General features: G+C 61.1%; 21 protein-coding genes and 1 tRNA gene. 15 read left to right on the forward strand and 7 right to left on the reverse strand.

From position 1 onward, the window contains the following. Positions 1 to 20 precede the first annotated feature (20 nt). The gene (locus GOX88_RS07120; protein ID WP_170400493.1) at positions 21 to 473 is read right to left on the reverse strand and encodes a nucleoside deaminase; all 453 of its coding nucleotides are present in this window, start codon (positions 471 to 473) and stop codon (positions 21 to 23) included. Here GOX88_RS07120 and GOX88_RS07125 point away from each other — a divergent pair. The 15 genes from GOX88_RS07125 (at position 472) to GOX88_RS07195 (ending at position 17,397) form a co-directional block, all read left to right on the forward strand. Then, complete coding sequence (locus GOX88_RS07125) at positions 472 to 1,344, forward strand: pseudouridine synthase (protein ID WP_170400494.1); 873 nt, start codon at positions 472 to 474, stop codon at positions 1,342 to 1,344. The two genes, GOX88_RS07120 and GOX88_RS07125, sit on opposite strands and share 2 nt — an antisense overlap. A 174-nt stretch (positions 1,345 to 1,518) precedes the next feature. After that, positions 1,519 to 2,433 carry a 5-bromo-4-chloroindolyl phosphate hydrolysis family protein gene (locus GOX88_RS07130; RefSeq protein ID WP_170400495.1) on the forward strand — a complete coding sequence of 305 codons (915 nt, stop codon included), beginning with the start codon at positions 1,519 to 1,521 and terminating at the stop codon, positions 2,431 to 2,433. Between the two features lie 30 nt (positions 2,434 to 2,463). Next, positions 2,464 to 3,654, forward strand: a complete 1,191-nt coding sequence (locus GOX88_RS07135) for a toxic anion resistance protein (protein WP_170400496.1) — start codon at positions 2,464 to 2,466, stop codon at positions 3,652 to 3,654. Then, the gene (locus tag GOX88_RS07140; protein ID WP_170400497.1) at positions 3,629 to 4,624 is read left to right on the forward strand and encodes a DUF2927 domain-containing protein; all 996 of its coding nucleotides are present in this window, start codon (positions 3,629 to 3,631) and stop codon (positions 4,622 to 4,624) included. Before GOX88_RS07135 ends, GOX88_RS07140 begins: the two co-directional genes overlap by 26 nt. Before the next feature lie 21 nt (positions 4,625 to 4,645). Beyond that, entirely contained in the window at positions 4,646 to 5,794 is a 1,149-nt protein-coding gene (locus GOX88_RS07145) for an SPFH domain-containing protein (protein ID WP_170400498.1), read from the forward strand. Positions 5,795 to 5,829: 35 nt separating this feature from the next. Beyond that, positions 5,830 to 6,921, forward strand: a complete 1,092-nt coding sequence (locus GOX88_RS07150) for a TFIIB-type zinc finger domain-containing protein (protein WP_170400499.1) — start codon at positions 5,830 to 5,832, stop codon at positions 6,919 to 6,921. Between the two features lie 91 nt (positions 6,922 to 7,012). Beyond that, complete coding sequence (locus tag GOX88_RS07155; protein WP_170400500.1) at positions 7,013 to 7,681, forward strand: nitroreductase; 669 nt, start codon at positions 7,013 to 7,015, stop codon at positions 7,679 to 7,681. Between the two features lie 25 nt (positions 7,682 to 7,706). Next, positions 7,707 to 8,144 (forward strand): D-aminoacyl-tRNA deacylase, encoded by a 438-nt coding sequence (gene dtd / locus GOX88_RS07160; protein ID WP_170400501.1) that lies wholly within the window; start codon positions 7,707 to 7,709, stop codon positions 8,142 to 8,144. Then, a complete protein-coding gene (locus GOX88_RS07165; protein WP_170400502.1) occupies positions 8,144 to 9,247 on the forward strand; it encodes a DUF4147 domain-containing protein in 1,104 nt (367 codons plus the stop codon). The genes dtd and GOX88_RS07165 overlap by 1 nt, the downstream gene beginning before the upstream one ends. 51 nt (positions 9,248 to 9,298) lie before the next feature. Continuing rightward, entirely contained in the window at positions 9,299 to 11,290 is a 1,992-nt protein-coding gene (locus GOX88_RS07170) for a CocE/NonD family hydrolase (RefSeq protein ID WP_170400503.1), read from the forward strand. Between the two features lie 120 nt (positions 11,291 to 11,410). Beyond that, a complete protein-coding gene (locus tag GOX88_RS07175) occupies positions 11,411 to 12,997 on the forward strand; it encodes an ABC transporter substrate-binding protein (protein ID WP_170400504.1) in 1,587 nt (528 codons plus the stop codon). 15 nt (positions 12,998 to 13,012) lie between these two features. Beyond that, complete coding sequence (locus tag GOX88_RS07180) at positions 13,013 to 13,969, forward strand: ABC transporter permease (RefSeq protein WP_170400505.1); 957 nt, start codon at positions 13,013 to 13,015, stop codon at positions 13,967 to 13,969. After that, positions 13,969 to 14,784 (forward strand): ABC transporter permease, encoded by an 816-nt coding sequence (locus GOX88_RS07185; RefSeq protein WP_170400626.1) that lies wholly within the window; start codon positions 13,969 to 13,971, stop codon positions 14,782 to 14,784. Before GOX88_RS07180 ends, GOX88_RS07185 begins: the two co-directional genes overlap by 1 nt. Further along, positions 14,781 to 16,418 (forward strand): ABC transporter ATP-binding protein, encoded by a 1,638-nt coding sequence (locus tag GOX88_RS07190; RefSeq protein ID WP_170400506.1) that lies wholly within the window; start codon positions 14,781 to 14,783, stop codon positions 16,416 to 16,418. The genes GOX88_RS07185 and GOX88_RS07190 overlap by 4 nt, the downstream gene beginning before the upstream one ends. A 142-nt stretch (positions 16,419 to 16,560) precedes the next feature. Further along, on the forward strand, positions 16,561 to 17,397 hold the full coding sequence (locus GOX88_RS07195) for an alkaline phosphatase family protein (protein ID WP_170400507.1): 837 nt from the start codon (positions 16,561 to 16,563) through the stop codon (positions 17,395 to 17,397). A 4-nt stretch (positions 17,398 to 17,401) separates the two neighbouring features. Here the strand turns inward: GOX88_RS07195 and GOX88_RS07200 are convergent, their stop codons facing one another. From GOX88_RS07200 to GOX88_RS07225, 6 genes are all read right to left on the reverse strand, one after another. Next, on the reverse strand, positions 17,402 to 18,325 hold the full coding sequence (locus tag GOX88_RS07200) for an alpha/beta hydrolase (RefSeq protein WP_170400508.1): 924 nt from the start codon (positions 18,323 to 18,325) through the stop codon (positions 17,402 to 17,404). Between the two features lie 13 nt (positions 18,326 to 18,338). Next, on the reverse strand, positions 18,339 to 20,228 hold the full coding sequence (locus GOX88_RS07205; protein ID WP_170400509.1) for an acyl-CoA synthetase: 1,890 nt from the start codon (positions 20,226 to 20,228) through the stop codon (positions 18,339 to 18,341). A 157-nt stretch (positions 20,229 to 20,385) separates the two neighbouring features. After that, positions 20,386 to 22,206 (reverse strand): ABC transporter transmembrane domain-containing protein, encoded by a 1,821-nt coding sequence (locus tag GOX88_RS07210; protein ID WP_170400510.1) that lies wholly within the window; start codon positions 22,204 to 22,206, stop codon positions 20,386 to 20,388. A 128-nt stretch (positions 22,207 to 22,334) separates the two neighbouring features. Further along, positions 22,335 to 22,409, reverse strand: a tRNA-Gly gene (locus tag GOX88_RS07215). Positions 22,410 to 22,527: 118 nt separating this feature from the next. After that, positions 22,528 to 23,664 (reverse strand): N-acetylglucosamine-6-phosphate deacetylase, encoded by a 1,137-nt coding sequence (gene nagA / locus GOX88_RS07220; RefSeq protein ID WP_170400511.1) that lies wholly within the window; start codon positions 23,662 to 23,664, stop codon positions 22,528 to 22,530. Continuing rightward, positions 23,661 to 24,689 (reverse strand): SIS domain-containing protein, encoded by a 1,029-nt coding sequence (locus tag GOX88_RS07225; protein WP_170400512.1) that lies wholly within the window; start codon positions 24,687 to 24,689, stop codon positions 23,661 to 23,663. Before GOX88_RS07225 ends, nagA begins: the two co-directional genes overlap by 4 nt. Between the last annotated feature and the right edge of the window lie 4 nt (positions 24,690 to 24,693).

Genomic DNA, 24,693 nt, shown 5'->3' on the forward strand with positions numbered 1-24,693 from the left:
GGCTATTTGCGGCCCCAATCTCAGGGCGCGCGCCGCCCTGCAAAAAAGGATTTCAGCAGATTTTCGGATTCCGTTGCCGAGATGCCGTCGTAGACTTCGGGTACATGATGAGTTTGCGGATGCGAAAAAACGCGCGCGCCGTGGGCCACACCGCCGGATTTCGGATCGGAGGCGCCGTAGTAGATCCGTCGGATACGCGCAGCGGCCAAAGCCGCAGCGCACATCGCGCAGGGTTCCAGCGTGACGTAAAGATCATGGTCCGGCAGCCGCTCGGACCCGGCCTCGGCGCAGGCGGCGCGCAGGGCCAGAATCTCGGCATGGGCGGTGGGGTCGTTCAGCTCACGCGTCCGGTTGCCCGCTGCGGCCACCACCCGGTCGCCGTACACGATCACGGCGCCCACCGGCACCTCTCCGCGACCTGCCGCTGCGCGCGCCTCGGCCAACGCCTTGTCCATATGCGATCTGAACTCCATGCCTCTGACTGCATCAGAAACCTGTCTTTCGCAAGCGGGCGGGATGCGCTATGGGCTGCGGATGACCAAAACCCCTCCTCCCGGCGACCGCATCGCCAAAGTGCTTGCCCGCGCGGGCGTTGCCTCGCGCCGTGAAGCCGAACGCATGATCGAAGCCGGTCGTGTGACCGTGAATGGCAAGGCCATCGACAGCCCTGCGCTGAACGTTACCGGCAAAGACAAGATTACCGTGGACGGCAAACCGGTGTCCGAGCCCGAACCCTCGCGCCTGTGGCTGTATCACAAACCGTCCGGTCTGGTGACGACGACACGCGACGAAAAGGGTCGCGCGACCATATTCGACAACCTGCCCGAGGACATGCCCCGCGTCATGAGCGTTGGGCGGTTGGACCTGAACTCGGAAGGGCTGCTGCTGCTGACCAACGACGGCGGCATCAAGCGCAAGCTGGAGCTGCCCTCGACCGGATGGCTGCGCAAATACCGAGTGCGGGTGAATGGCCGCCCCAAGGACGAAGACTTTGCCCCCCTGCGCAAGGGGCTGGTGATCGACGGAGAGCGATTTCTGCCCATGGACGTTTCACTGGACCGCCAACAGGGCGCAAACGCCTGGCTGACCATCGGTCTGCGCGAAGGCAAGAACCGCGAAATTCGCCGCGCAATGGAGGATATCGGCTATGCCGTGAACCGCCTGCTGCGCGTGTCCTACGGCCCGTTCCAACTGGGCAGCCTGAAACCCGGAGAGGTCGAGGAAATCCGCCGCCGTGTGATGCGGGATCAGCTTGGGCTGGACGCGGAACCCGAAACCCCGGCCAAACGCCCCGCACGACCGCAAAGAAAACGCCCCCCTATCGGCAAGAAAACTCGCAAGTGACGCGGGTTTGGCAACCTTCCCCCTAGCGCCAAGCCCTCGTATCGCCTAAATTTTCCGAAAGGAGAGCCATTGGGGGGCGTCATGTCAGGGACCGGAGTGCAAAAACTGGCCTACGCGGCCCTGCTGGTACTGTTGTTCGGCGTCTGCACCGGCGTGCTGGGAGGGCTGTAGCGCATGTCACAGCGGTATGGCGGAAAATTCAGCCCTCAGGGCGGCGGGCCTGACGACGACAAACCCCCTCGGGGTCAATTCCATGGCGCACGGGTCGAACCGGCGGGCGCGCGAGTGAATATCCTGTTCCTGCCGGCTATTCCCCTGGTGTTTCTGTCGTTGAACGACGGCGCAGTCGGGATGACCATCGGGCTGATTGCTGCCGGCCTGCTGACCGGTGCCGCCTTTCTGCTGCGCGAGGGCTTGCGCGCCGAGGCCGCCTATAACGCGCGCCGCACTGCTCGCCGCCCGGCCTTTCCCCGCAAGATTTTCGCCAGTGTTCTGACCGGGGTGGGCACCGCGCTGGCCGCGTATCGGTCCGAGTATCTGGACGCCGAGACCGCCGCGCAGGCGAGCCTAGTGGCCCCGATCCTCTTTGGAGCGGTTGCCACGGTGCTGCATTCCGTGTCCTTCGGGCTGGACCCGATGAAGGACAAGGGCATGGAAGGGATCGACACCTTTCAGCAGGACCGCGTGGCCCGGGTGGTTGAGGACGCTGAAACCCATCTGACCGAGATGACCGACGCCGTCAAACGCGCGGGCGACCGCCGGATCGAGGCGCGGGTTGAACGCTTTCAGGACACTGCCCGCGACCTGTTCCGCACGGTCGAGGAAGACCCGCGCGATCTGGCCGGTGCCCGCAAATACCTGACTGTCTACCTGCAAGGTGCGCGGGACGCGACGGTGAAGTTTGCCGATGTCTATGCCCGCACGCGTGATGCGCAGGCGCTGGCCGATTACACGGCCTTGCTGGACGATCTGGAACAGAATTTCGCGGCCCGTACCCGCAAGATGCTTTTGGATGACCGCAGTGATCTGACGGTTGAAATTGACGTGTTGCGCGAACGTCTGCAGCGCGAGGGCGTCCGGTTGGACTGACCGGACAGTTATTTGAGAAAGGATTACCCCATGTCCGATGCGATCAAGAACAAGGCGGTCGAAGCCGAGACGCTGGTGCAGGAAGTCACAGCCGTCGCCCTGCCCGAGCCTGCGACCGAAGTCGTCTCACTGGAAGAGGCCGACGAACCGGTCAGCGCCGAAATCCGCAAGCGGATGGATGAGATCGACATGGAGAACACCAACTCGATCGTGTCCTTCGGTTCGTCCGCCCAGGCCGAGCTGCAGGAAATCAGCCAGGCTATGCTGGCGGATGTGCGCAACAAGGATGTGGGCCCCGCCGGGGACAGCCTGCGCAACATCGTGACCACGATCCGTGGTTTCTCGGTCAGCGAATTGGACGTGCGCCGCGAGCGGAGCTGGTGGGAGAAACTGCTGGGCCGCGCCGCGCCTTTTGCCAAGTTCACCGCGCAATACGAAGATGTTCAGGGCCAGATCGACCGCATCACCGATGATCTGCTGGGCCATGAACACACGCTGCTCAAGGACATCAAGTCGCTCGACCTGCTCTATGAAAAGACGCTGGGGTTCTATGACGAACTGGCGCTTTACATCGCGGCGGGTGAGGAAAAGCTGACCGAGCTGGACAGCCACGACATCCCGGAAAAAGAGGCCGAGGTTCAGGCCGTGCCCGAAGACCAGCAGGTGATGAAAGCGCAGGAACTGCGCGACATGCGTGCTGCGCGCGACGATCTGGAACGTCGGGTCCATGACCTGAAACTGACCCGTCAGGTGACGATGCAGTCGCTGCCCTCGATCCGTCTGGTGCAGGAGAATGACAAGTCTCTGGTGACCAAGATCAACTCGACCTTGGTCAACACCGTGCCGCTGTGGGAAACCCAGCTGGCACAGGCCGTCACCATCCAGCGCAGCACCGAGGCTGCCGCCGCAGTGCGTGATGCCAATGACCTGACCAACGAACTGCTGACCTCGAACGCGGCCAATCTGCGGCAGTCGAACAAGATGATCCGCGAAGAGATGGAGCGCGGCGTGTTCGATATCGAAGCCGTCAAGCAGGCCAATGCTGACCTGATCGGCACCATCAACGAAAGCCTTGCCATCGCCGACGAAGGCAAAGCCAAACGCGCTGCCGCCGAGCAGGAACTGCAGAAGATGGAAGCCGAACTGCGTGACACGCTGGCTTCGGCCAAGGCGCGGCAGGACGGCATCGGCGAAAATGCCGGAACGGCGGTTCCGGGCTGACGGCGGGCTGCGCGTGCGGTTTTTGGGATATCTGAAGCCCCTGTTGGGTTTTGTCGCGCTGTTGGTTTTGGCCAATTGCGATGAAACTCTGACGTCTTCTGTTGTCCCGCAACCGCGCCCCGCGGCGCCCGCGCCTGCACCCAATGCCTATGTCCCACCGTCCGCGGCCAGTCAGGATCTGGCCCGGTTCTATCAGCGGGTGGAACGAGACCTGCTGACCCGTGGTTTGTTGCGCATAGACGGGGGCGGCCCCGACACGCCCTATGACGCTGACGATCTGGCGCGGAACTTCGAAGCCATAGCCTTCTATAGCGAATATCCCGACCACGCGGTGACCGCGTCTTCGCGCAAGACGGACGGGCAGCTCAGCCGGTGGACGGGCCCGGTACGTGTGCAGACCGAATTCGCCCCGTCAGTTGCCCCCGGGGCACGGGAACAGGACGCCGCGCAGGTCGAAGCTTTCACGGCGCGGTTGGCCAAACTGACCGACCATCCGATCTCGGTCGTCAATCGAAAGGCGAACTTCCACGTTTTCTTTGCGGGCAAGGATGACAGCAGCTATGTGGTCATGCGCCTCAAGCAGTTGATCCCGAATATCAGCCAGGCCTCGCTTGATCTGGTCGCGAACCCGCGCGCCAATATCGACTGTTTCGTGTTTGCCTCGGCCACGAGCAATGCTCCGAACCGATATGTGCGGGCGGTGACACTGATCCGGACCGAACTGCCCGATCTGTTGCGCCGCAGTTGTATCCACGAAGAGATTGCGCAGGGCCTTGGACTGTCCAATGACAGCCCTGCCGCGCGGCCCTCGATCTTCAACGACGATGATGAGTTTGCGCTGCTGACCAGCCATGACGAAAAATTACTGACAATGCTTTATGATCCGCGTCTGACACCCGGCGTGACGGCCGAGGACGCCCGCCCCGTGGTGCGGATCATTGCGCGTGAATTGATGGGCCAGCAGCTCTGAGCCCAAGGAAAGGAGACCCCGATGGGTATTTTCGATTTTCTGACCGGAGAGTTTATCGACGTCATTCACTGGGTCGATGACACCCGCGACACCATGGTCTGGCGGTTCGAGCGCGAGGGGCATGAGATCAAATACGGCGCCAAGCTGACCGTGCGCGAAGGTCAGGCGGCCGTGTTCGTGCATGAGGGGCAGCTGGCGGATGTGTTCACGCCGGGTCTTTATATGCTCGAGACCAATAACATGCCGATCATGACGACGCTGCAGCACTGGGATCACGGCTTTCAGTCCCCGTTCAAGTCCGAGATCTACTTCGTCAACACGACCCGGTTCAATGACCTGAAATGGGGCACCAAGAATCCGATCATGCTGCGCGATCCCGAGTTCGGGCCCACGCGCATTCGGGCTTTTGGCACCTATACCGTGCGTGTGAAAGATGCGGCGAAATTCCTGACTGAGATCGTGGGCACCGATGGTGAGTTCACCATGGACGAGATCAGCTTTCAGATTCGCAACATCATCGTGCAGGAATTCAGTCGCGTGATCGCGGGGTCCGGCATTCCGGTTCTGGACATGGCCGCCAATACCGCCGACCTGGGCAAACTGATCGCGGCAGAGGTATCACCCGTATTGGACAGCTATGGGCTGGAGATGCCTGAGTTCTACATCGAAAACATCTCGCTTCCGCCTGCGGTTGAGGCCGCGTTGGATAAGCGCACCTCGATGGGGCTGGCGGGTGATCTGGGCAAATTCACCCAGTATTCCGCAGCCGAAGCAATGACCGCCGCCGCCAACAACCCCGGTCAGGGCGGCGGTATGGGCGCGGGTCTTGGCATGGGCATGGGAATGGCCATGGCGCAGCAGATGTCGAACATGGCAGCGGGAAACCCGAGCGGCCCGTGGGGCAGTTCCGCCCCCGCTGCCCCGCAACCGACAGCGCATGTGGCGACGCCGCCACCTCCGCCCGTGGAACATGTGTGGCATATCGCAGTCGATGGGCAGACCAGCGGGCCGTTCTCGAAGGCCAAGATGGGGCGTATGGCGACGGACGGAGAGATCACCCGCGACACCTATGTCTGGACCGCCGGTCAGGACGGCTGGAAAAAGGCCGGAGACGTGCAGGAACTGGCGCAGCTGTTTACGATCCTGCCACCGCCGCCGCCCGGAGCCTGACCTGTCAGACATCGGCGTAGGAACAGGGTTGCACGATGACCGTAGAACACAGATTTCCCTGCGAGCAATGCGGCGCGGATTACCGGTTCAACCCCGACGATGGCAGTTTGACCTGCAATCATTGTGGGCATTCCGAAGCTATCGGCGCTGGCCCTTGGGGCGGTGCCAGCCTGAAAGAACTGGATTTCGATGCGGCCATTGCGGACCGCCTGCCGGACAGCGAGATCGAAGAAGCACGTGTTCTGTCCTGCCCCAACTGCGCAGCTCAGGTCGAGTTCGACCCGGCCATTCACGCCGCTGAGTGTCCGTTTTGCGCGACGCCGGTTGTGACCGATACTGGGGTCAATCGACACATCAAGCCCCGGGGCGTTCTGCCCTTTGCGCTGGACGAACGCGCCGCGCACAAGGCGATGGGGGATTGGCTGGGGCGGCTCTGGTTCGCACCGAACGGGTTGAAGGATTACGCCCGCAAAGGCCGCAAGATGCAGGGTATTTACGTCCCATACTGGACGTTTGATGCGGATACGCAGTCAAGCTATCGCGGTGAGCGCGGCACCGTCTACTATGAGACCCGAACCGTCATGCGTGACGGCAAGCGCGTGCAGCAGCAGGTGCCCAAGGTGCGTTGGTCTCCGAAATCCGGGCGGGTAAAGCGGTTCTTTGACGACGTGCTTGTGCTGGCCTCGCGGTCCTTGCCCAAAAGCTATACCGACGCACTGGAACCCTGGGACCTGCCAGCGTTGGAGCCCTACCAGCCGGAATTTCTGGCAGGCTTTCGGGCTGAGGCCTACACGGTCGAGTTGCAGGAGGGCTACACCGAGGCGCGCGGGTATATGGCGCGGGTGATCGAGCGGGATGTGCGCTTTGACATCGGTGGCGACCGCCAGCGGATTCACGCGATCGATACGGATGTACGCAACGTGACCTTCAAGCATATCCTGCTGCCGGTCTGGATGGCGGCCTACAAGTATCGCGGCCAGACCTATCGTTTCGTGGTAAACGGCCGCACCGGCCGCGTTCAGGGTGAACGTCCGTGGTCCGCCATCAAGATCACCATCGCCGTTATTCTGGGTCTACTTGTGGCCGCGGGTGTCGGGTATCTGATGGCAACCGGCCAGCAAGGCTAACACAGCTCCGGAAACCGCAACTGTTAGCGCTTGAACTTCGCGCGATCAGACGCCATTCTGCGCCGCGTCAACGCCGAGCGGGGAGGCCTGTGTGACATTATCCGATCTGAACCAGTTGCTGACCGCACGGCATTCATGTCGCGCGTTCCGCTCCGACCCAGTACCAAAAGAGCAGATCGAACAAATCCTGACCAGCGCCGCACGTGTGCCCAGTTGGTGCAATGCCCAACCTTGGCACGTGGTTCTCACCAGCGGCGAGGAAACCGACCACTTTCGAGAGGCGATGCGGAACGAGGCCATGACCGGCGCCCCTGCCCCTGATCTGCCCTTTCCGTCCTCGTATTCCGGTGTCTATCAAAACCGCCGCCGGGCGTGCGGCTGGGCCTTGTACAAGGCGGTTGGAGTTGAACGCGGCGACCGCACGGCCTCGGCCCGGCAGATGATGGAGAATTTCTCGCTGTTCGGCGCACCCCATTGCGCGATCATCACCAGCCCGGTCGAGCTTGGGGGCTATGGCGCGCTGGATTGCGGCGGGTTCGTCACAGCGTTTTCATTGGCCGCACAAGCCCTGGGCGTCGCCACGATCCCGCAGGCGGCACTGGCTACCTACAGCCCGTTCCTGCGCCGCTATTTCGACATCCCGGACGACCGGATGATTTTATGCGCAATTTCCTTTGGCTATGCGGATACGGACCACCCAGCCAACAAATTTCGCACCGACCGCGCCGATCTGAGTGAGATCGTCGAATGGGTCGGATAACAAACGCACCAAGCGGAGAGTAAACTTGCGCGCAGTCCTACAACGAGTTTCACGCGCCAGCGTATCAGTGGACGGTCAGGTCATCGGCCAGACCGGACCGGGATTGATGATTCTGGTTTGCGCGATGCAGGGCGATGATGAAACGAAGGCGGATCAACTGGCCGCAAAGGTCTCGAAACTTCGCATCTTCAAAGATGACGCTGGAAAAATGAACCGGTCGGTGAAGGATATAGAGGGCTCGGCGCTGGTGATCAGCCAGTTCACACTGGCCGCCGATACGTCGCGCGGCAACAGGCCCGGCTTTTCCGAAGCCGCGGCGCCGGACCTTGGCAAGCATCTGTATAAGGTGTTCGCCCAACGGCTTGCGGCGCATGGCGTGCCGGTGGAAACCGGCGAGTTCGGGGCGGATATGGCGGTAGAGCTAGTCAATGACGGGCCGGTCACAATTTGGATGGAAAGCTGATGGACAGAAAAGAACAGGCAATTCGCATCTGGCAGGCCGGCGTTGATGCCGTGGGCGGCCATGCGGCGACCAGCAAGGTGCTGCACGATATCCCGTCGCCAGATCAGATCCTGGCCGTGGGCAAACCCGCCGCTGCCATGGCCCGCGCCGCACTGGAACACTTTGGACCACGCCCGACGCTGGTGGTCACCAAGGACGACCACGGGCGCGACCTGCCGGATCATGTCACGGTGATCGAGGCCTCTCATCCCGTTCCCGACAACCGCAGCCTTCAGGGTGGTCAAGCCCTGCGCGAAGCGGTCGAAGCCATGCAGCCCGGCTCGCATCTGCTGTTGCTGGTATCCGGTGGGGCATCCTCGCTGGCCGAGGATTTGCTGCCGGGCAAAACCCTGTCCGATCTGGAACAGCTGAACAAAAAGCTGCTGGCCGAAGGGTTGGACATCACTGCCATGAACGCCGAACGCCGCAAGCTGTCGCGGATTAAAGGCGGTGATCTGCTGTCTCATTTCAAAGGAGAAACAGCAACCGTTCTGGCGATCTCGGATGTGCCCGGGGATGATCTGAATGTTGTCGGCTCGGGGATCGGAGCGTTGCCGGACAGCTACGGTTTTGAGGCAACAACGCAGATCGTGGCGTCAAATGCCCATGCTCGCGCGGCCGCTACGGAATTGGCGCAGGACGAAGGCTTGAAGGTACTCGCCAACGAAGAATGTCTGCACGATGACTTTCTGAAAATCGCCGAATCGCTGGGCGCGCGTATCCGGTCCATGCCAAGCGGCGTCATGGTCTTTGGCGGAGAGCCGACGGTTGTCCTGCCCGAAAACCCGGGACGTGGCGGGCGCAATCAGGGGCTGGCGCTGGCATTGGCCCAAGAGATTGCGGGTACCGAAGACCTCACCGTCGTCGTGGGTGGAACCGACGGAACGGACGGCCCGACAGATGCCGCCGGGGCGGTCATTGACGGAACCACCTGGGGCGAAGGTGCAGAACAGGCCCTGCTGCAGGCGGATAGCGGCAGCTATCTGGATCGCGCGGGTGCATTGCTGGTGACGGGGCCGACGGGAACCAACGTAATGGATCTGCTTGTCGCAATCCGCGACTGAACTGACGATTTTGACCCAACTTGATTTGAAATTCCCCCGGACAGTGTGGAAATGACGCCGCCTGCCAACGCGCTACGCACCATCGAAGACCTTCCTGACGTAGGCATCGAGATGCCCGATGGTTGCCGCTTGTCTGCGCGCGTCTGGCGTCCGACGGATGCAACGGACAATCCCGTTCCCGCTATTCTGGAGTTTCTGCCTTATCGAAAACGCGACGGAACGACCGTGCGGGACGCGCTGACCCACCCTTGGATTGCCGAACGCGGCTATGCCTGCATTCGCGTCGATATGCGTGGCAATGGTGACAGCGAAGGGCTGATGGAGGACGAGTACACCCAGCAAGAGCTGGACGACGCCGTTGCAACCATCCATTGGCTGGCGCAGCAACCCTGGTGCACCGGTTCGGTTGGGATGATGGGGATCAGCTGGGGCGGGTTCAACGCGCTGCAGGTGGCTGCGCTGCAACCCGAGCCGCTGAAGGCGATCATCACCCTGTGCTCGACTGCCGACCGCTATGCGGACGACATCCATTATAAAGGCGGCTGCCTGCTGAACGAGAATCTGGGCTGGGGCGCAACGATGTGGTCGTACTCGTCCCGTCCACCCGACCCCGACCTGCGTGGAAACTGGCGTGAACTATGGTTGGAGCGGCTAAAACATGAGCCATTTCTGCCCTCGGTTTGGCTGCGTCATCAACGGCGGGACGCGTATTGGCAGCACGGCTCGGTTTGCGAGGATTTCGGTGCCATTCAGGCGGCGACCCTGGCGGTCGGTGGCTGGGGGGATGCCTATAAGAACACTGTACCTTTGCTGGTTGAGCAACTTAAGGCACCGGTTAAAGGGATCGTTGGGCCTTGGGTGCACAAGTACCCTCATTTTGCGGTGCCCGAACCGCGAATCGGGTTCCTGCAGGAGGCTCTGCGCTGGTGGGATCACTGGCTGAAAGGCATCGACACCGGCGTCGACACCGACCCCGCCTACCGCGCTTACCTGATGGATGGCGTGCGACCGCAGCACTGGTATAGCGAACGACCCGGGCGCTGGATCGCCGAGGCTGACGGGGCCACATCCCACCTGCCCGGCCTGACGCTGGGCCTGTCGGATGAGGGTCTTGGGCAGGACGGCCCGCTGGACATTCGTGTGCGGTCACCGCAGACCTGCGGCCTGGAGGGCGGAGAATACTGCGCCATCTGGCTAGGCCCCGACATGCCCGGAGATCAGCGCACAGATGACGCGCTTTCGGCCTGTTTCGACGGCGCTCCACTGGCCGAGGACATGGACATCGTGGGTGCGCCGCGTATCCGCCTGCGCCTGAGTGCCAACCGACCGCAGGCTCAGATCGCTGTTCGGCTAAACCATGTGCACCCGGATGGGGCCTCGACGCGCATTACCTATGGTGTGCTGAACCTGTCGCATCGCGACAGCCACGCAGAACCAACACCGCTGACACCGGGCACCGATTATGACGTTTCGCTGGATCTGGACCACATCGCCTATCGCGTGCCGAGGGGGCACAGGTTGCGGGTCGCAATCTCCAGCGCCTATTGGCCGCTGATCTGGCCATCGCCCGAAGGCACCGAACTGCACCTGACGCAGGGCGACATCACCATACCGCAACGCCCGTCTGGTGATGACGAATACGCGTTTCCACCGCCCGAGTCGGCCCCGGCCCTGGGTCAGACTTCCCTTCGCGCAGCGCGCAATTCACGACGGATGGAAACGGACATGAACTCGGGCGAAACCCACCTGATCATTGAGGATGATTTTGGCCTGGTCACCAACAACGACCACGGCCTGACCCATGGCGGGACGGCGTTTGAACGCTGGTCGATCCACCCGGACGACCCCCTCTCGGCCCGGGGATATTGCGAATGGACCCAAGAAGTCATTCGAGGCAGTATCACCCTGCGCACCGAAACCTCCTGCGAAATGTGGGCGGATAAGAACACCTTTTTCCTCAAGGCCCGCATGGATGCCTATGAGGGCGACACACTGGTATCAACCAAGCAACTGGAGGATGCCGTACCTCGGGATCAAATGTGATGCAGGTCGCTCAAGTGTCAGACATTTGTTCTTGCCCGCCCGACCAAATTCCGCCTACTTTGACTCATGCGTCAATAAAAAGCCCAAAAGGGCAACAATCCAATCAACTGGGAGACCATAATGAACGAACAAATCACTCACATGACCAAACAGGTCACAGCCGGCAAGCTCACCCGCCGCGAATTCATGGGGAAAGCCGCGGCTTTGGGTGTTTCTGCGGCCATGGCCAGCACCTTGTTTGCAGATGCCGCACGCGCGGCTGGCCCGAAAAAGGGCGGCACCCTGAAGTTCGGCCTGCAGGGCGGTGAATCCACCAACTCGCTGGACCCGGCAACCTATGCAAGCTCGGTTCCGTTCCAGAACGGCAAGCAGTTTGGCGACCAACTGGTCGAGGTTGCGCCTGACGGAACAATCGAACCCCGTCTGGCCGAAAGCGTCGAAGGCAGCGCGGATGCCAAGGTCTGGACCTTCAAGCTGCGTCAGGGTGTGGAATTCCACAACGGCAAGACCATGACCAGCGAGGACGTGCTGAAGACCATGCAGCGTCACTCGAACGAAGATTCGAAGTCCGGTGCCCTGGGCATCATGAAGGGCATCGAATCGATGAAGGCCGATGGCGAAAATTTCCAAGTCACCCTGTCCGAGCCGAACGCCGACCTGCCCTACCTGATGGCTGACTACCACCTGATCATTCAGCCGGATGGCGGCATGGAAGATCCCGGCGCGGGTATCGGCACCGGCCCCTATCAGGTGGAAGTCAACGAACCCGGCGTCCGCCACGTGTACAAGAAGTTCGCCAACCACTGGAACCCGGATTTCGGTCACTTCGACGGCGTCGAAGTGGTTGTCATCAACGATGCAACCGCCCGTACCGCTGCGCTGCAATCCGGTCAGGTTCATGCGATCAACCGAGTCGAGCCGAAGGTGGCTGACCTGCTGGGCCGCGCACCTAACCTGACAGTGCATTCGACCGCTGGCCGTGGCCACTATGTGTTCATCATGCATTGCGACACCGCGCCGTTCGACCAGAACGAACTGCGTCTGGCGCTGAAGTATGCAATCAACCGTCAGGAACTGGTCGACAAGGTCCTGCGCGGCTATGGCACCGTGGGCAACGACATGCCGGTCAACGCAGCCTACCCGCTGTTTGACGGCTCGATCCCGCAGCGCGAATTCAGCGTCGAAAAAGCGGCCGAGCACTACAAGAACTCGGGACACGACGGTTCGCCGATCATCCTGCGCGTTGCCGATGGCGCCTTCCCGGGTGCCGTGGATGCCGCAGCCCTGTTCCAGCAGACCGCCGCACAGGCCGGAATTCCGCTGGAAATCAAGCGCGAGCCCAACGATGGCTACTGGTCCGAGGTTTGGAACGTTCAGCCCTTCTGCGCGTCCTACTGGGGCGGCCGTCCGGTGCAGGACCAGATGTACTCGACCGCTTACCTGTCGACCGCAGACTGGAACGACACCCGTTTCAAGGTACCGGCATTCGACGAGATGCTGTTTGCGGCGCGCGCCGAGCTGGACAACGACAAGCGGAAGGACATCTACCGCCAGATGGGCATGATGGTCCGCGACGAAGGCGGCCTGATCTGCCCAATGTTCAACGATTTTGTCGAAGGCGTCAGCAATCAGCTGGAAGGTTGGGAAAGCGACCCGACCCAAGAGATGATGAACGGCAACATGTCCCGCAAGATGTGGTTCGCCTGATAGGAACCACGGATCATGCATCCTATCGTCAAACTGGTTTCCCAGCGCCTTGCGCTGGGACTCCTGCTTCTCTTCGGCGCATCGGCTCTGATTTTCGGCCTCACCGAAGCCCTTCCCGGGGACGCTGCGCAAGCGGTCCTTGGTCAATCCGCAACCCCCGAGGCGCTGGCAAACCTGCGCGAGGAAATGGGCCTCAACCGCCCCGCTCTGACCCGCTATTTCGAATGGTTGGGCGGCATCTTACAAGGTGATCTGGGTCAGTCTCTGACCAACAAGCTCGACATCGCGGAAAGCATCGGCAAACGATTGGGGAACACCCTGTTTCTGGCCTGTGTAGCAGCGATCGTATCGGTTCCGTTGGCCATCTTTCTGGGCCTGCTGGCTGTTCGGTTCCGCAACCGCTGGCCGGACAAACTGATTTCGGCGATCACCCTTACAACAGTTTCCATTCCGGAATTCCTGATCGGTTACGTGGTCATCTACTTCATCTCAGTGAAACTGGGCTGGTTTTCCTCGCTCGCAATGATCAACGAATCGATGTCCTTCGGGGAAAAACTCAATGCGATCGCTTTGCCTGCCTTCGTGCTGACGCTGGTGGTTCTGGCGCAGATGATGCGGATGACCCGCGCGGCGATCCTGAACCTGATGCAATCGGCCTATATTGAAACAGCCGAACTGAAGGGCCTGTCGAACTTTCAGGTCATTGCACGCCATGCGTTTCCCAACGCGATTTCCCCCATCGTCAACGTCGTGATGCTGAACCTGGCCTACCTGGTCGTGGGCGTCGTCGTTGTCGAGGTGGTGTTCGTCTATCCCGGCATGGGGCAGTATCTGGTGGACTCGGTGACCAAACGTGATGTGCCGGTCGTTCTGGCCTGCGGCGTCGTCTTCGCCGCCGTTTATATCGGACTGAACATGGTGGCCGATATTGTGTCCATCCTTGCCAACCCAAGACTGAGGCATCCGAAATGATGAAGAATATTCCTATTTCGGCCATGATCGGTCTGTTTTTCACAGGGCTTTACTTCTTTGTGGCCTTCACCGCACCGCTGATTGCCCCCTATGGCATGGCCGAAGTGGTCGGCGATGTATGGGAACCCTCAAGCGCCGAGCACCTTCTGGGCACCGACAATATCGGGCGCGATCTGTTGACCCGCATGATCTACGGCGGCCGTACGACCATCTTTATCGCCGCGGCAGCCACGATCCTCAGCTTTGTCACCGGCACGTCGCTGGGCCTGCTGGCAGCTGTGCTGGGCGGTTGGGCCGATCAAGTGCTCAGCCGGGCGGTTGATCTGGTCATGTCGATTCCGACGCTGATCCTGGCGCTGGTTATTCTGGCGATTGTTCCGGTGACTGTTCCGATCCTGATCCTTGTGATGGGCCTGCTGGACGCCACACGTCCCTATCGCCTGTCGCGATCTGTCGCCGTGGACATCAACGTGATGGACTATGTCGAGGCCGCCAAACTGCGCGGTGAAGGACGCGGCTGGATCATCTTCCGGGAAATCCTGCCCAACGCCCTGTCGCCTTTGGTTGCTGAGTTCGGGCTGCGGTTCATCTTCATGGTTCTGTTCATCTCGACCCTGTCGTTCCTGGGTCTGGGCGTTCAGCCGCCGTTGGCGGATTGGGGCGGCATCGTGAAGGAAAACAAGGACGGCATCGTCTATGGCATCGGCGCGGCGCTCTACCCTGCTGTCGCCATCGCGACGCTGGCTATCTCGGTCAACCTTGTGGCTGACTGGGTTCTGAACCGTACCACATCGCTGAAAGGAGGCCGGGGATGAGTGATATCCTTCTCAAGGTCCGCGACCTCAAGATCGGCGCGACCGTCTATCCGCCGGGTGAAAAGCCCCATGACATCGAAATCGTGCACGGGGTCAGCTTTGACCTCGAACGCGGCAAGGTGCTGGGTCTGATCGGCGAATCCGGTGCCGGTAAATCCACCATCGGTCTGGCCTCGATGGCCTATGGCCGGGGTGGTGTGAAAATCACCGGCGGCGAGGTCTGGGTGAACGGGCGCGATATCCTCAAGACATCTCATGGGGACATTCGCAAGCTGCGCGGGGGCGAGGTCACCTATGTGTCCCAATCCGCTGCCGCGTCGTTCAACCCCGCCAAGAAGATCATGGATCAGGTGGTCGAAGCGGCTGTCGAACAGAAGAAATTCACCCGCAAAGAGGCCGAGGCCCGCGCGCGTGAGCTGTTCGGCAAGCTGGGTCTGCCTGACCCGGACAATATCGGTGATCGCTACCCGCACCAGGTTTCGGGCGGTCAGCTGCAGCGTTGCATGACAGCGCTGGCGCTGTGTCCCGAGCCTGATCTGGTGGTGTTCGACGAACCCACCACGGCTCTGGACGTGACCACTCAGATCGACGTTCTGATGGCCATCAAGGAAGCCATCGCAGCGACCGGCGTTGCCGCGCTCTACATTACCCACGACCTGGCGGTTGTGGCGCAGGTGAGCGACGACATCATGGTGCTGCGGATGGGTAACACGGTCGAATACGGCAATACCGATCAGATCATCAACAACCCGCAGGAAGACTACACCAAGGCGCTGGTCTCGGTGCGGTCGATCGAGCACGAAGAGAAAAAGCCCACACCCGAACCGGTGCTGAGCGTTGACGGTATCACCGCGCGCTACAAGGGTCTGAATTTCGACGTGCTGCACAACGTCAATGTCGAGCTTCATCCGGGGCAGACACTGGCGGTTGTGGGGGAGTCCGGCTCGGGCAAATCGACGCTGGCGCGGGTGATCACCGGCCTGCTGCCGCCGCGTGATGGTGAGATCACCTTTAACGGGCGCAAGCTGAGCCCCGATCTGAAAGGTCGTTCTCTGGAAGACGTGCGTGAGCTGCAGATGATCTATCAGATGGCTGACACGGCAATGAATCCGCGTCAGACCGTAGGCACGATCATCGGTCGCCCGTTGGAGTTCTACTTCAACATGCGAGGGTCCGAAAAACGCAAGCGTGTCATCGAGCTGCTGGATGAGATCGAGCTGGGCGAAAAGTTCATCGACCGCTATCCGGCAGAGCTGTCGGGTGGTCAGAAACAGCGTGTCTGTATCGCCCGGTCGCTGGCAGCCAAGCCCAAGATGATTATCTGTGATGAGGTCACCTCGGCGCTGGACCCGCTGGTGGCGGATGGCATCCTCAAACTGCTGCTGGACCTGCAACAGATCGAGGACGTAGCCTATCTGTTCATCACCCACGATCTGGCGACGGTCCGCGCGATCAGCGACAGTATCGCGGTGATGTATCAGGGCCGCGTAGCGCGGTACGGGTCGAAGAGCGAGGTGCTGAGCCCACCGTTCGACGACTATACCGACCTGCTGCTCAGCTCGGTGCCCGAAATGCATCTGGGTTGGCTGGAAGAGGTCGTCGCCCACCGCAAGATGGAGAGCGCGGGGAACTGATCCCTGCCCTCTTAATAGCTTCGAAATCCCGGCATTTGTCACAAACAGGTGTCGGGATTTTGCTATTCGGGGCGCGAATTGGCAGCCCATCCGCGGCGAATCCCCTAGGTTCACCTGAAGCGTTTAAGAAAAGGGTCAGATAATGGACCGCAAACTCCTCCTCATCATTCTGGACGGCGTCCCGTGGCGCAATTTTCGTCGGTTGTTCGGCAACCTCGAAGGCTGGGTCGACAGTGGCGAGGCGCAGATCTGGAAGCTGCGCGCGGTTCTGCCGTCGACTTCGGCCAGCTGCTATGCCTCGATCCATACCGGCGTCACACCGCAGGAACATGGCTGCACCGGCAATGGCAATGTCTTCCGCCTGAACCACAAGGACGTCTTCAGCCAGGTGCGTGAGGCGGGTGGTGTGACCGGGGCGGTGACCCACAGCTATTGGTCGCAATTCTTCAATCGCCACCCGTTCGACTACGTGCGCGACATCGAATATGACGAGCCGGACAGCAAGACCATCAACCATGGGCGGTTCCACACCATGACCGGCTATGGCAAAGCCAATCAGATGACCCCGTCGGACGTTGATCTGTACGGAACACTAACAAACCTTTGCCTGCGTTTCGGCCTGGATTACGGCATCCTGCACACCTGCACACTGGACAGCATGGGGCACCGATTCCACCACGACTGTGAAGAGATGGACCACGCCTGTTTCGTCGCCGACGAAATGCTGGCCCCCTTCATCCCACGTTGGCGGCAACTGGGCTACGAGGTTATTGTCACCGCCGACCACGGCCAGGATGAGCGTGGCCACCACGGCGGGCGCAGCCCGTTGCAGCAGGAAACCGCGCTGTACTACTTTGGCGACGCAAAAGGCCCCGAGGCGGACGCTGTGATCGACCAGCTACAGTTGGCCCCCACGATCCTGAACCGCATGGGCGCACCGATTGCCGAAACGATGAAGGCCGCGCCGTTCCTGAAATAGGGGATCAGTCGTAGGGCCAGACCTCTTGGCCCAACGCCTCGATGGCGATCGAAATCCGTTCAAAACTGTCTGCGGCGCGCTTTACCGAGGTTCGCGCCCGCAGATAGCCATGCACAAGGCCGGGTTCGTTGATCCAATGCGCCTGCCCGCCGGCGGCAGCGATCTGTTCGCAATAAATCGCCCCGTCATCGCGCAACGGGTCGCAGTCCGCTGTCACGACAACGGTCGGCGGCAGGCCAGAGAAATCGGTATCTTGCAGAGGCGCAAATGTCGGGTCGTTTTGCGGAACTGTGCCGCCACAGCGAACTTTCTCGTAAAACTTGATTTCGTCGAGCGTCAAAAGCGGCGCATGGGCATGTTCGATGTAAGACCCGGCCGATGCGTCGCCGCCCAGACCGGGATAGACCAGAACCTGCCCCAGCACGCCCTCAAGACGCTTGCGGCCATAATGCGCGACCGCAGCCGCGAGGTTCCCCCCCGCGCTGTCCCCGGCCAGAACCAGAGGGTCGCCGAACTCTGTGGCCGCCCAGTTCGTGGCTGTCCAGCTGTCCGCGAACTGCGCGGGATGCACATGTTCCGGGCAAAGGCGATAATCCACAGCAACCACCCGATACCCGGTCTGTGCGCAAATCTCGGCGCAGACGTCGTCGTGGCTGTCCAGCCCGCCGACAACAAAACCGCCGCCATGAAAATAGACAACGGTTCGTGTTGGATCTCCGGCGGTGTAAACCCGGACAGGCACGCCATCGGCGGACCTGTCCTGTACCTCAAGACCCGGAGGCCGGGGCTGGCGAAAGTCCTGACACATCTCGTTATAGACGCGGCGCTGGTCTTCTATTGTGAGATCAACCGCGTTGTCAGGATAGCTTTCAGTCGTTCGTCTTATGAACGTCCAGGTTTCTTCATCGATCAGACGTTCATAATCCATTGTCCCTCCGCGGTCAGGCAGCCCATTCCCATGGCCGGGTGAACGATCCCAGCACCTTACCGACATCGTCCTCCGAGGAGCCGTTCGCGTCAAGCTGTGCGACAAGCCCGCGCTTCTTGTCGTCGATCACCGAGACAACGCGCGCATCCACCCCGGCCTTTTCAAGCGCGCCGTTATAGATGCGGGTGATCGCCTGTTTGCGAAGTTCGGGTTTGAACACCTTGCCCACCGCGGTTTTCGGCAGTTCATCCAGAATGGTCATGTGCTTGGGCTGTGCCGCGCGCTCATGGACATGCACACCGCAATACTCCATCAGCTCTTTCTCGGTCACGCTGGCACCTTCGACCAGTTCGACAAAGGCACACGGCACCTCGCCCGAATAAGCGTCGGGCTGACCGATGGCACCTGCAAACGCGACGGCATCATGACCCAGCAGAGCTTCTTCGATCTCGGCCGGGTCGATATTGTGACCGCCGCGAATGATCAGGTCCTTGGCGCGGCCGGTGATCCACAGATAGCCATCCTCGTCAAACCGCCCCAGATCGCCGGTGCGCAGGTATTTGTCGAAGTGGTAGAGGTCTACGTTCTTGTCGACCTCGGTATAGGTATTGCCCGCATAGACACCGGGGTTCGAGATGCAGATTTCACCGATCTCATCCGCGCCGCATTCCTTGGGTCCATCCGGTCCGTCCTGCAGGATTTTCACATCCGTATAGGGGAACGGGATCCCGATCGAGCCGATCTTCTTTTCGCCATCCACAGGGTTGCACGACACCAGACAGGTCGCCTCGGTCAGACCATAGCCTTCGACGATGGTCACGCCGGTCGCGTCTTCAAAGCGGCGGAACAGTTCAACCGGCAATGGGGCCGAGCCTGAGAAGGCTGTCTTCACCGTCGAGATATCTGCGTCCACCGGGCGCTGCATCTTGGCGGCAATGGCGGTCGGCACGGTGATGATGAAGGACACTTTCCAACGTTCGATCAGTTTCCAGAAGTTGTCGAACACACCGTCGCCGCGATACCCCGCGGGGGTTGGGAAAACCACATGCGCGCCCGACGACACAGCAGCCATCACGATCACATGCACGGCAAAGACGTGGAACATCGGTAGCGGGCACATGATCACGTCTTCGTCCGTGAACAGCAGCGTATTGCCCAGCCAACCGTTATAGATCAGGCCCGAATACTTGTGCTGCGCCACCTTGGGCATACCTGTCGTGCCCCCGGTATGGAAATAGCAGGCAACACGGTCTTCCTTGCTGTCCTCGAAGGTCAGCGTCGTGGGTTGCTTGGCCAGTTCCCGATTGAAGTTCTTGTAATCCGCATGAGCCAGATGTTCCTTGTCCCCCATCTTGGGGCGCAGGAACGGCACCAACCAGGACTTCGGCGGTGTCAGATAGCGGTTCAGGTCAATTTCCAGAATGGTGTTGACCTTGGGTGCGTGGCGTACCGCCTCTTCGACCTTTTGCGCCACATCGGTCTTGGGGAAGGACTTCAGCGTCACCACCACCTTTGCGCCGGTCTCGCGCAGGATTGCGGCGATTTGTTCCGGCTCAAGCAGCGGGTTGATCGGGTTGACGATCCCGGCTACCGCGCCGCCCATCATGGTGACCAGCGTCTCGTTACAGTTGGGCAGCACATAAGCGACCACGTCCTTTTCGCCCACACCCAGCGACCGGAATAGGTTGGCGGCCTGGTTGACCTTGCCCAGCAGTTGGGACCAGGTCAGCGTCTCGGCCTTGTCGGTCGGGCCGGACAACAGCTGAAAGCTGATCGCATTGCTGTTGGGAAATTTTTCTGCCGTGCGTGACAGCAACTGGTGGAACGTGACCGGAACGTCGCGGTCCTCCCACGACATTTCCTGCTCCATCCTTGCCTTGTCTTCCAAACCCACAAAGGCCATGTGGTTCCTCCCTTATCTCTCCCATGTCCAGCACGGGTTTTGAATCCATCGCCAAGATGGAAGCAAAACCGCGCAGGTTCAAGAAAGGCCTTAGCTGTGAAGGCAGCAAAGAGGTAGAATTACGCTGCGGACTTAACTGTATTGCCCCAGCGTCACTTTATTCGGCGGCCATACCGTCGGTGAACTGCAGACGTGCAAGGCGGGCATACAGTCCATCCTGCGCCACCAGATCGTCATGAGTGCCCTGTGCAACGATGCGCCCGGCCTCCATCACCACGATCCGGTCGGCCTTTTTCACCGTCGCCAGACGGTGCGCCACGATCAGTGTGGTGCGGCCCGCCCGCATCTGATCGACGGCCCCCTGCACCGCACGTTCGCTTTCCGCATCCAGCGCCGAGGTCGCTTCGTCCAGCAGCAGAACCGGCGCGTCGCGCAGGATCGCGCGGGCGATGGCGATGCGTTGTTTCTGGCCGCCCGACAGCATCACGCCGCGTTCGCCGACAAAACTGTCATAGCCCTCGGGCAGCGCCGAGATGAAATCATGCGCGGCGGCGGCGAGGGCTGCGGCCTCAACCTCGGCATCCGAAGCGTCCAGACGGCCAAAGCGGATGTTCTCACGGGCCGAGGTGGCAAAGATGATCGGATCCTGTGGCACCAGCGCCATGTGGCGGCGGAAGTCGTCCCGGTCGACGTCCCGCAGATCGATGCCGTCGAGCATGACCCGCCCCGAGGCCGGATCATAGAACCGCTGGATCATCTGGATGACGGTTGTCTTGCCCGCGCCCGAGGGGCCGACAAATGCGACCGTCTCACCCGGGTTGACCTGCAACGACAGGTGCTCCAGCGCCACAACATCGGGGCGTGAGGGATAGCGGAAGGTCACATCGTCAAAACGAATCTCACCCCGGACCGGTGACGGCAATGCGGTCGGTTTGGCCGGATCGTTGACGGTGTCCTGCGCGTTCAGCAGCTCGACAAGACGCTCGGTCGCGCCGGCGGCACGTTGCAGTTCGCTCCAGATTTCGGACAAGGCCGCGACCGATCCCGCCATGATGATCGAGTAAATCACGAACTGGATCAGCACCCCTTCGGTCATCACGCCGTTGCGGACGTCATTGGCGCCCATCCACAGCACGCCAACGATGCCGGTGAACACCAGGAATATCACGATGACCGTCAGCACCGCGCGGGTCTTAATCCGACGCAGAGAGACGACATATGAGGTCTCGGTCATGTCATCGAACTGTTTGCGGCTGGCCTGTTCGTGGGTAAAGGCTTGCACCGTTTGCACTGCGCTCAGCGCCTCGCCCGCGTTACCGGACGACGCCGCGATCCAGTCCTGATTCTCGCGACTGATGACGCGCAAACGCCGCCCCAACAGCAGAATCGGCACCACGACGATCGGGATCAGCAGCATCACCATCCCGGTCAACTTGGCCGAGGTCAGCAGCATCAGCACCAGACCGCCCAGGAACAACAGCACATTTCGCAGGGCAATCGAGACGGACGAGCCCAAAACCGACTGAATCAGGGTCGTGTCGGTGGTGATCCGGCTCAGGACCTCACCGGTCATGATGCGTTCGTAGAATTCGGGGCTCATGCCGATGACACGATCGAACACCGCTTTGCGGATATCGGCCACCACGCGTTCCCCCAAACGCGTCACCAGCGCATAGCGCAGGCCGGTTCCGACTGCCAGAACCCCGGCAATGACCAGAGCGGCCAGAAAATACCAATCCAGCAGCTCGCCATCTTCGATGCGGAAATTATCGACCACACGGCGCACGGCCAGCGGAAGTGTCAGGGTCATGCTGGCGGTCAGAACCAGCGCCAGAGTCGCACCGACCATCAACAACCGGTATGGCCGCATGAACGGCCACAGTGACGCCAGAACGCCAATTTTCTTGGACCCGGCGCGCTCTTCGCTGGCGCCTGGTGCGGATTGTTGTGCTGGACTGGCTGAGGCTTGTCTTGCCATGCTTGGCCCTTAACTCATGTTCGCATTCATTTGCCCGCTTCTTGGAGGTACGGAAACGCGGGGTCAAGCTGTGCGTCGCGAATTGGTCCCTTCGCAGGGCCATTTGACGCAGAATTTTCGGGCTGACTTGGAGCGGGCGGCGGGAATCGAACCCGCTTCATCAGCTTGGAAGGCTGAGGTAATAGCCAGTATACGACGCCCGCTCAGCGCAGGTCGGTTTAAGCGATGCACCTGACGCCGTCAAGCGCCGTTCGACGGTAGAGTTCAATTTCTACGCACGCTTTTTCCGACGGGTCCGGCGAACCGTAAATACCGGCCCAACTAGCCCTGCGCCGGAAGCCAGCAACATGAGTCGAGGCCAGACGAAATCCGGATCGTCGCCGCATATTGCAGCGGTTGCGCAGCCGTTTGGCCGATCAATGACGCCGGATAGGTCGTTGCGGCGGCCAGCGCCTCGTGCAACGGCACCCCCACCTGAGTGACAAGGTTGTGGATGGCTGTGGTCAGGTCCAGATCGGCCCCGGCCAGGGTTCCGTCGTCAAGCGTCAAACGACCGTCGGTCCGCCCAATCCGGCGGCCTTCCAGTTCGAACGAAGTCTGATCCGTACCTGCAACAGCCATGGCATCGCTGACCAGAAACACCTGACCGGGCGCGGTTTTGGCGGCCCACGCAGTGCGCATCACCTCGGGGTGAACATGGATGCCATCGGCGATCAGCCCCGCCGACAAGCCGCCATTGGCCAGCGCCGCCCCAACCAGGCCCGGTTCGCGGCTGCCCAGTTGGCTCATGGCGTTGAACAGATGCGTCACACAGCGCGCACCTGCGGCAGCATAACGCTGGCACGTCGCGAAATCCGCATTGGTATGACCCAGTGAAACCAGAATGCCTGCGTCGAACAGGGATTTCACCTGCAGCTCGGACACGGATTCGGGCGCCAGGGTCACCTTGAGGCACGGCAGTTCCCTCGCCGCCGCGATCAGATCCGCCAGATCCGCGTCCTCCATCGGGCGGATCAGCGTCCCATCATGGGCCCCCTTTCGCGCAACGGACAGGTGCGGCCCCTCCAGATGCAGCCCGGCCACGCCGGGAACACCCGCGCGCACCGCCTGTATCGCGGCCCCGATGGCGACCTGCGTTTTCTCGGGCGTGTCGGTGATCAACGTCGGCAGCAAGGACGCCACACCAAGCCGGCGATGCGCACCGGCGATCCGTCGGATCGTCTCAACCGAGGGGTCGTCGTTGAACATCACCCCATCGCCGCCGTTCACCTGCAGATCGACATATCCGGGGCACAGGATATCCCCATTGAGGTCGATGACCTGCCCTTCGTTATTCGCCTGCCCTTCAGGTACATGCGCGGCCAGCGCCCCGTCCCGAAATACAATCGCCTGACCGGAATGCAGCTGCCCACCATCGAACAGGGCCCCATTGCGAAATGTCACTGAACCTGAGGTCATACCGTCTCTGTCACCTTTCTCAGATGGCGCGGCGTGTCTGGATCGATTCCACGGGCGCGGGCCACGGCCTCGACCATACTGTAAAACGAGGTGATGGTTGCAATGGGATCAGTCAGCCAGTGATCGGTGCGCGTCACCGGCAGGCGCTGAGCACGGGTCACCTTGTCGGTGGCCGCAAAAACCGCAGCCCCTTTGACGGCCAGAGCATCCGCAGCCTCTGCTGTTGTCAGCTCTGCCGCGTCGCCTGCGGCGAAGACGATGGTCGGGAATCCTTCTTCGACGATCGAGACCGGCCCATGCAGAACCTCGGCCGCCGAATAGCTTTCGGCGTGTATCTGGCAGGTTTCCTTGATTTTCAGCGCGGCCTCGTTGGACATCGCGAAGGATGGACCGCGGCCCAGCGTGAACAGCGACCGGCCCGTGATCGCCTCGGCTGCCACCGACCAGTCGCATTGCGCGGCCTGCGCCAGATGCTCCGGCAGGGATCGGATCGCGCCGGACAATTCACTGTCGCCGTTGATCTCGGCCACCAACCAAAGTCCTGCCACCAGCGAGGTGACAAAGGTCTTGGTCGCGGCCACGCTCAGTTCCGGCCCCGCGTGCAAAGGCAGAACGGCGTCCGTCACCCCGGCCAGTCGCGAGCTTTCGTCATTGGTGATGGCCACGGTCACCCCGCCCCCGGATTTCAGTGACCGTGTCATTCCCACGATGTCGGGGCTTTGACCGGACTGGGATACCGACAGGCACAACGCCCCCTTGGCCTGCAAGTCCACGCCATAGATCGAACTGACCGACGGCCCGACCGACGCCGCAGGCAGCTTCAGCAGAAGCTCGGCGGCATATTTCAGATAAAGGCAGGCATGATCAGACGACCCCCGCGCCACCGTGATCAGAAACCGGGGATCGGCGTCTTTGACCAGCCTTACGGCGCCCTGAATGTTGGGTGTGCCCTGGCTCAGTAACCGATCAACGGCATCGGGGATTTCCAGAATCTCCTGACGCATTTTCGAACTGTGTTCAGTCATGTTT

It is taken from the genome of Ruegeria arenilitoris, assembly GCF_013030985.1.
Taxonomy (GTDB): Bacteria; Pseudomonadota; Alphaproteobacteria; order Rhodobacterales; family Rhodobacteraceae; genus Ruegeria; species Ruegeria arenilitoris_B.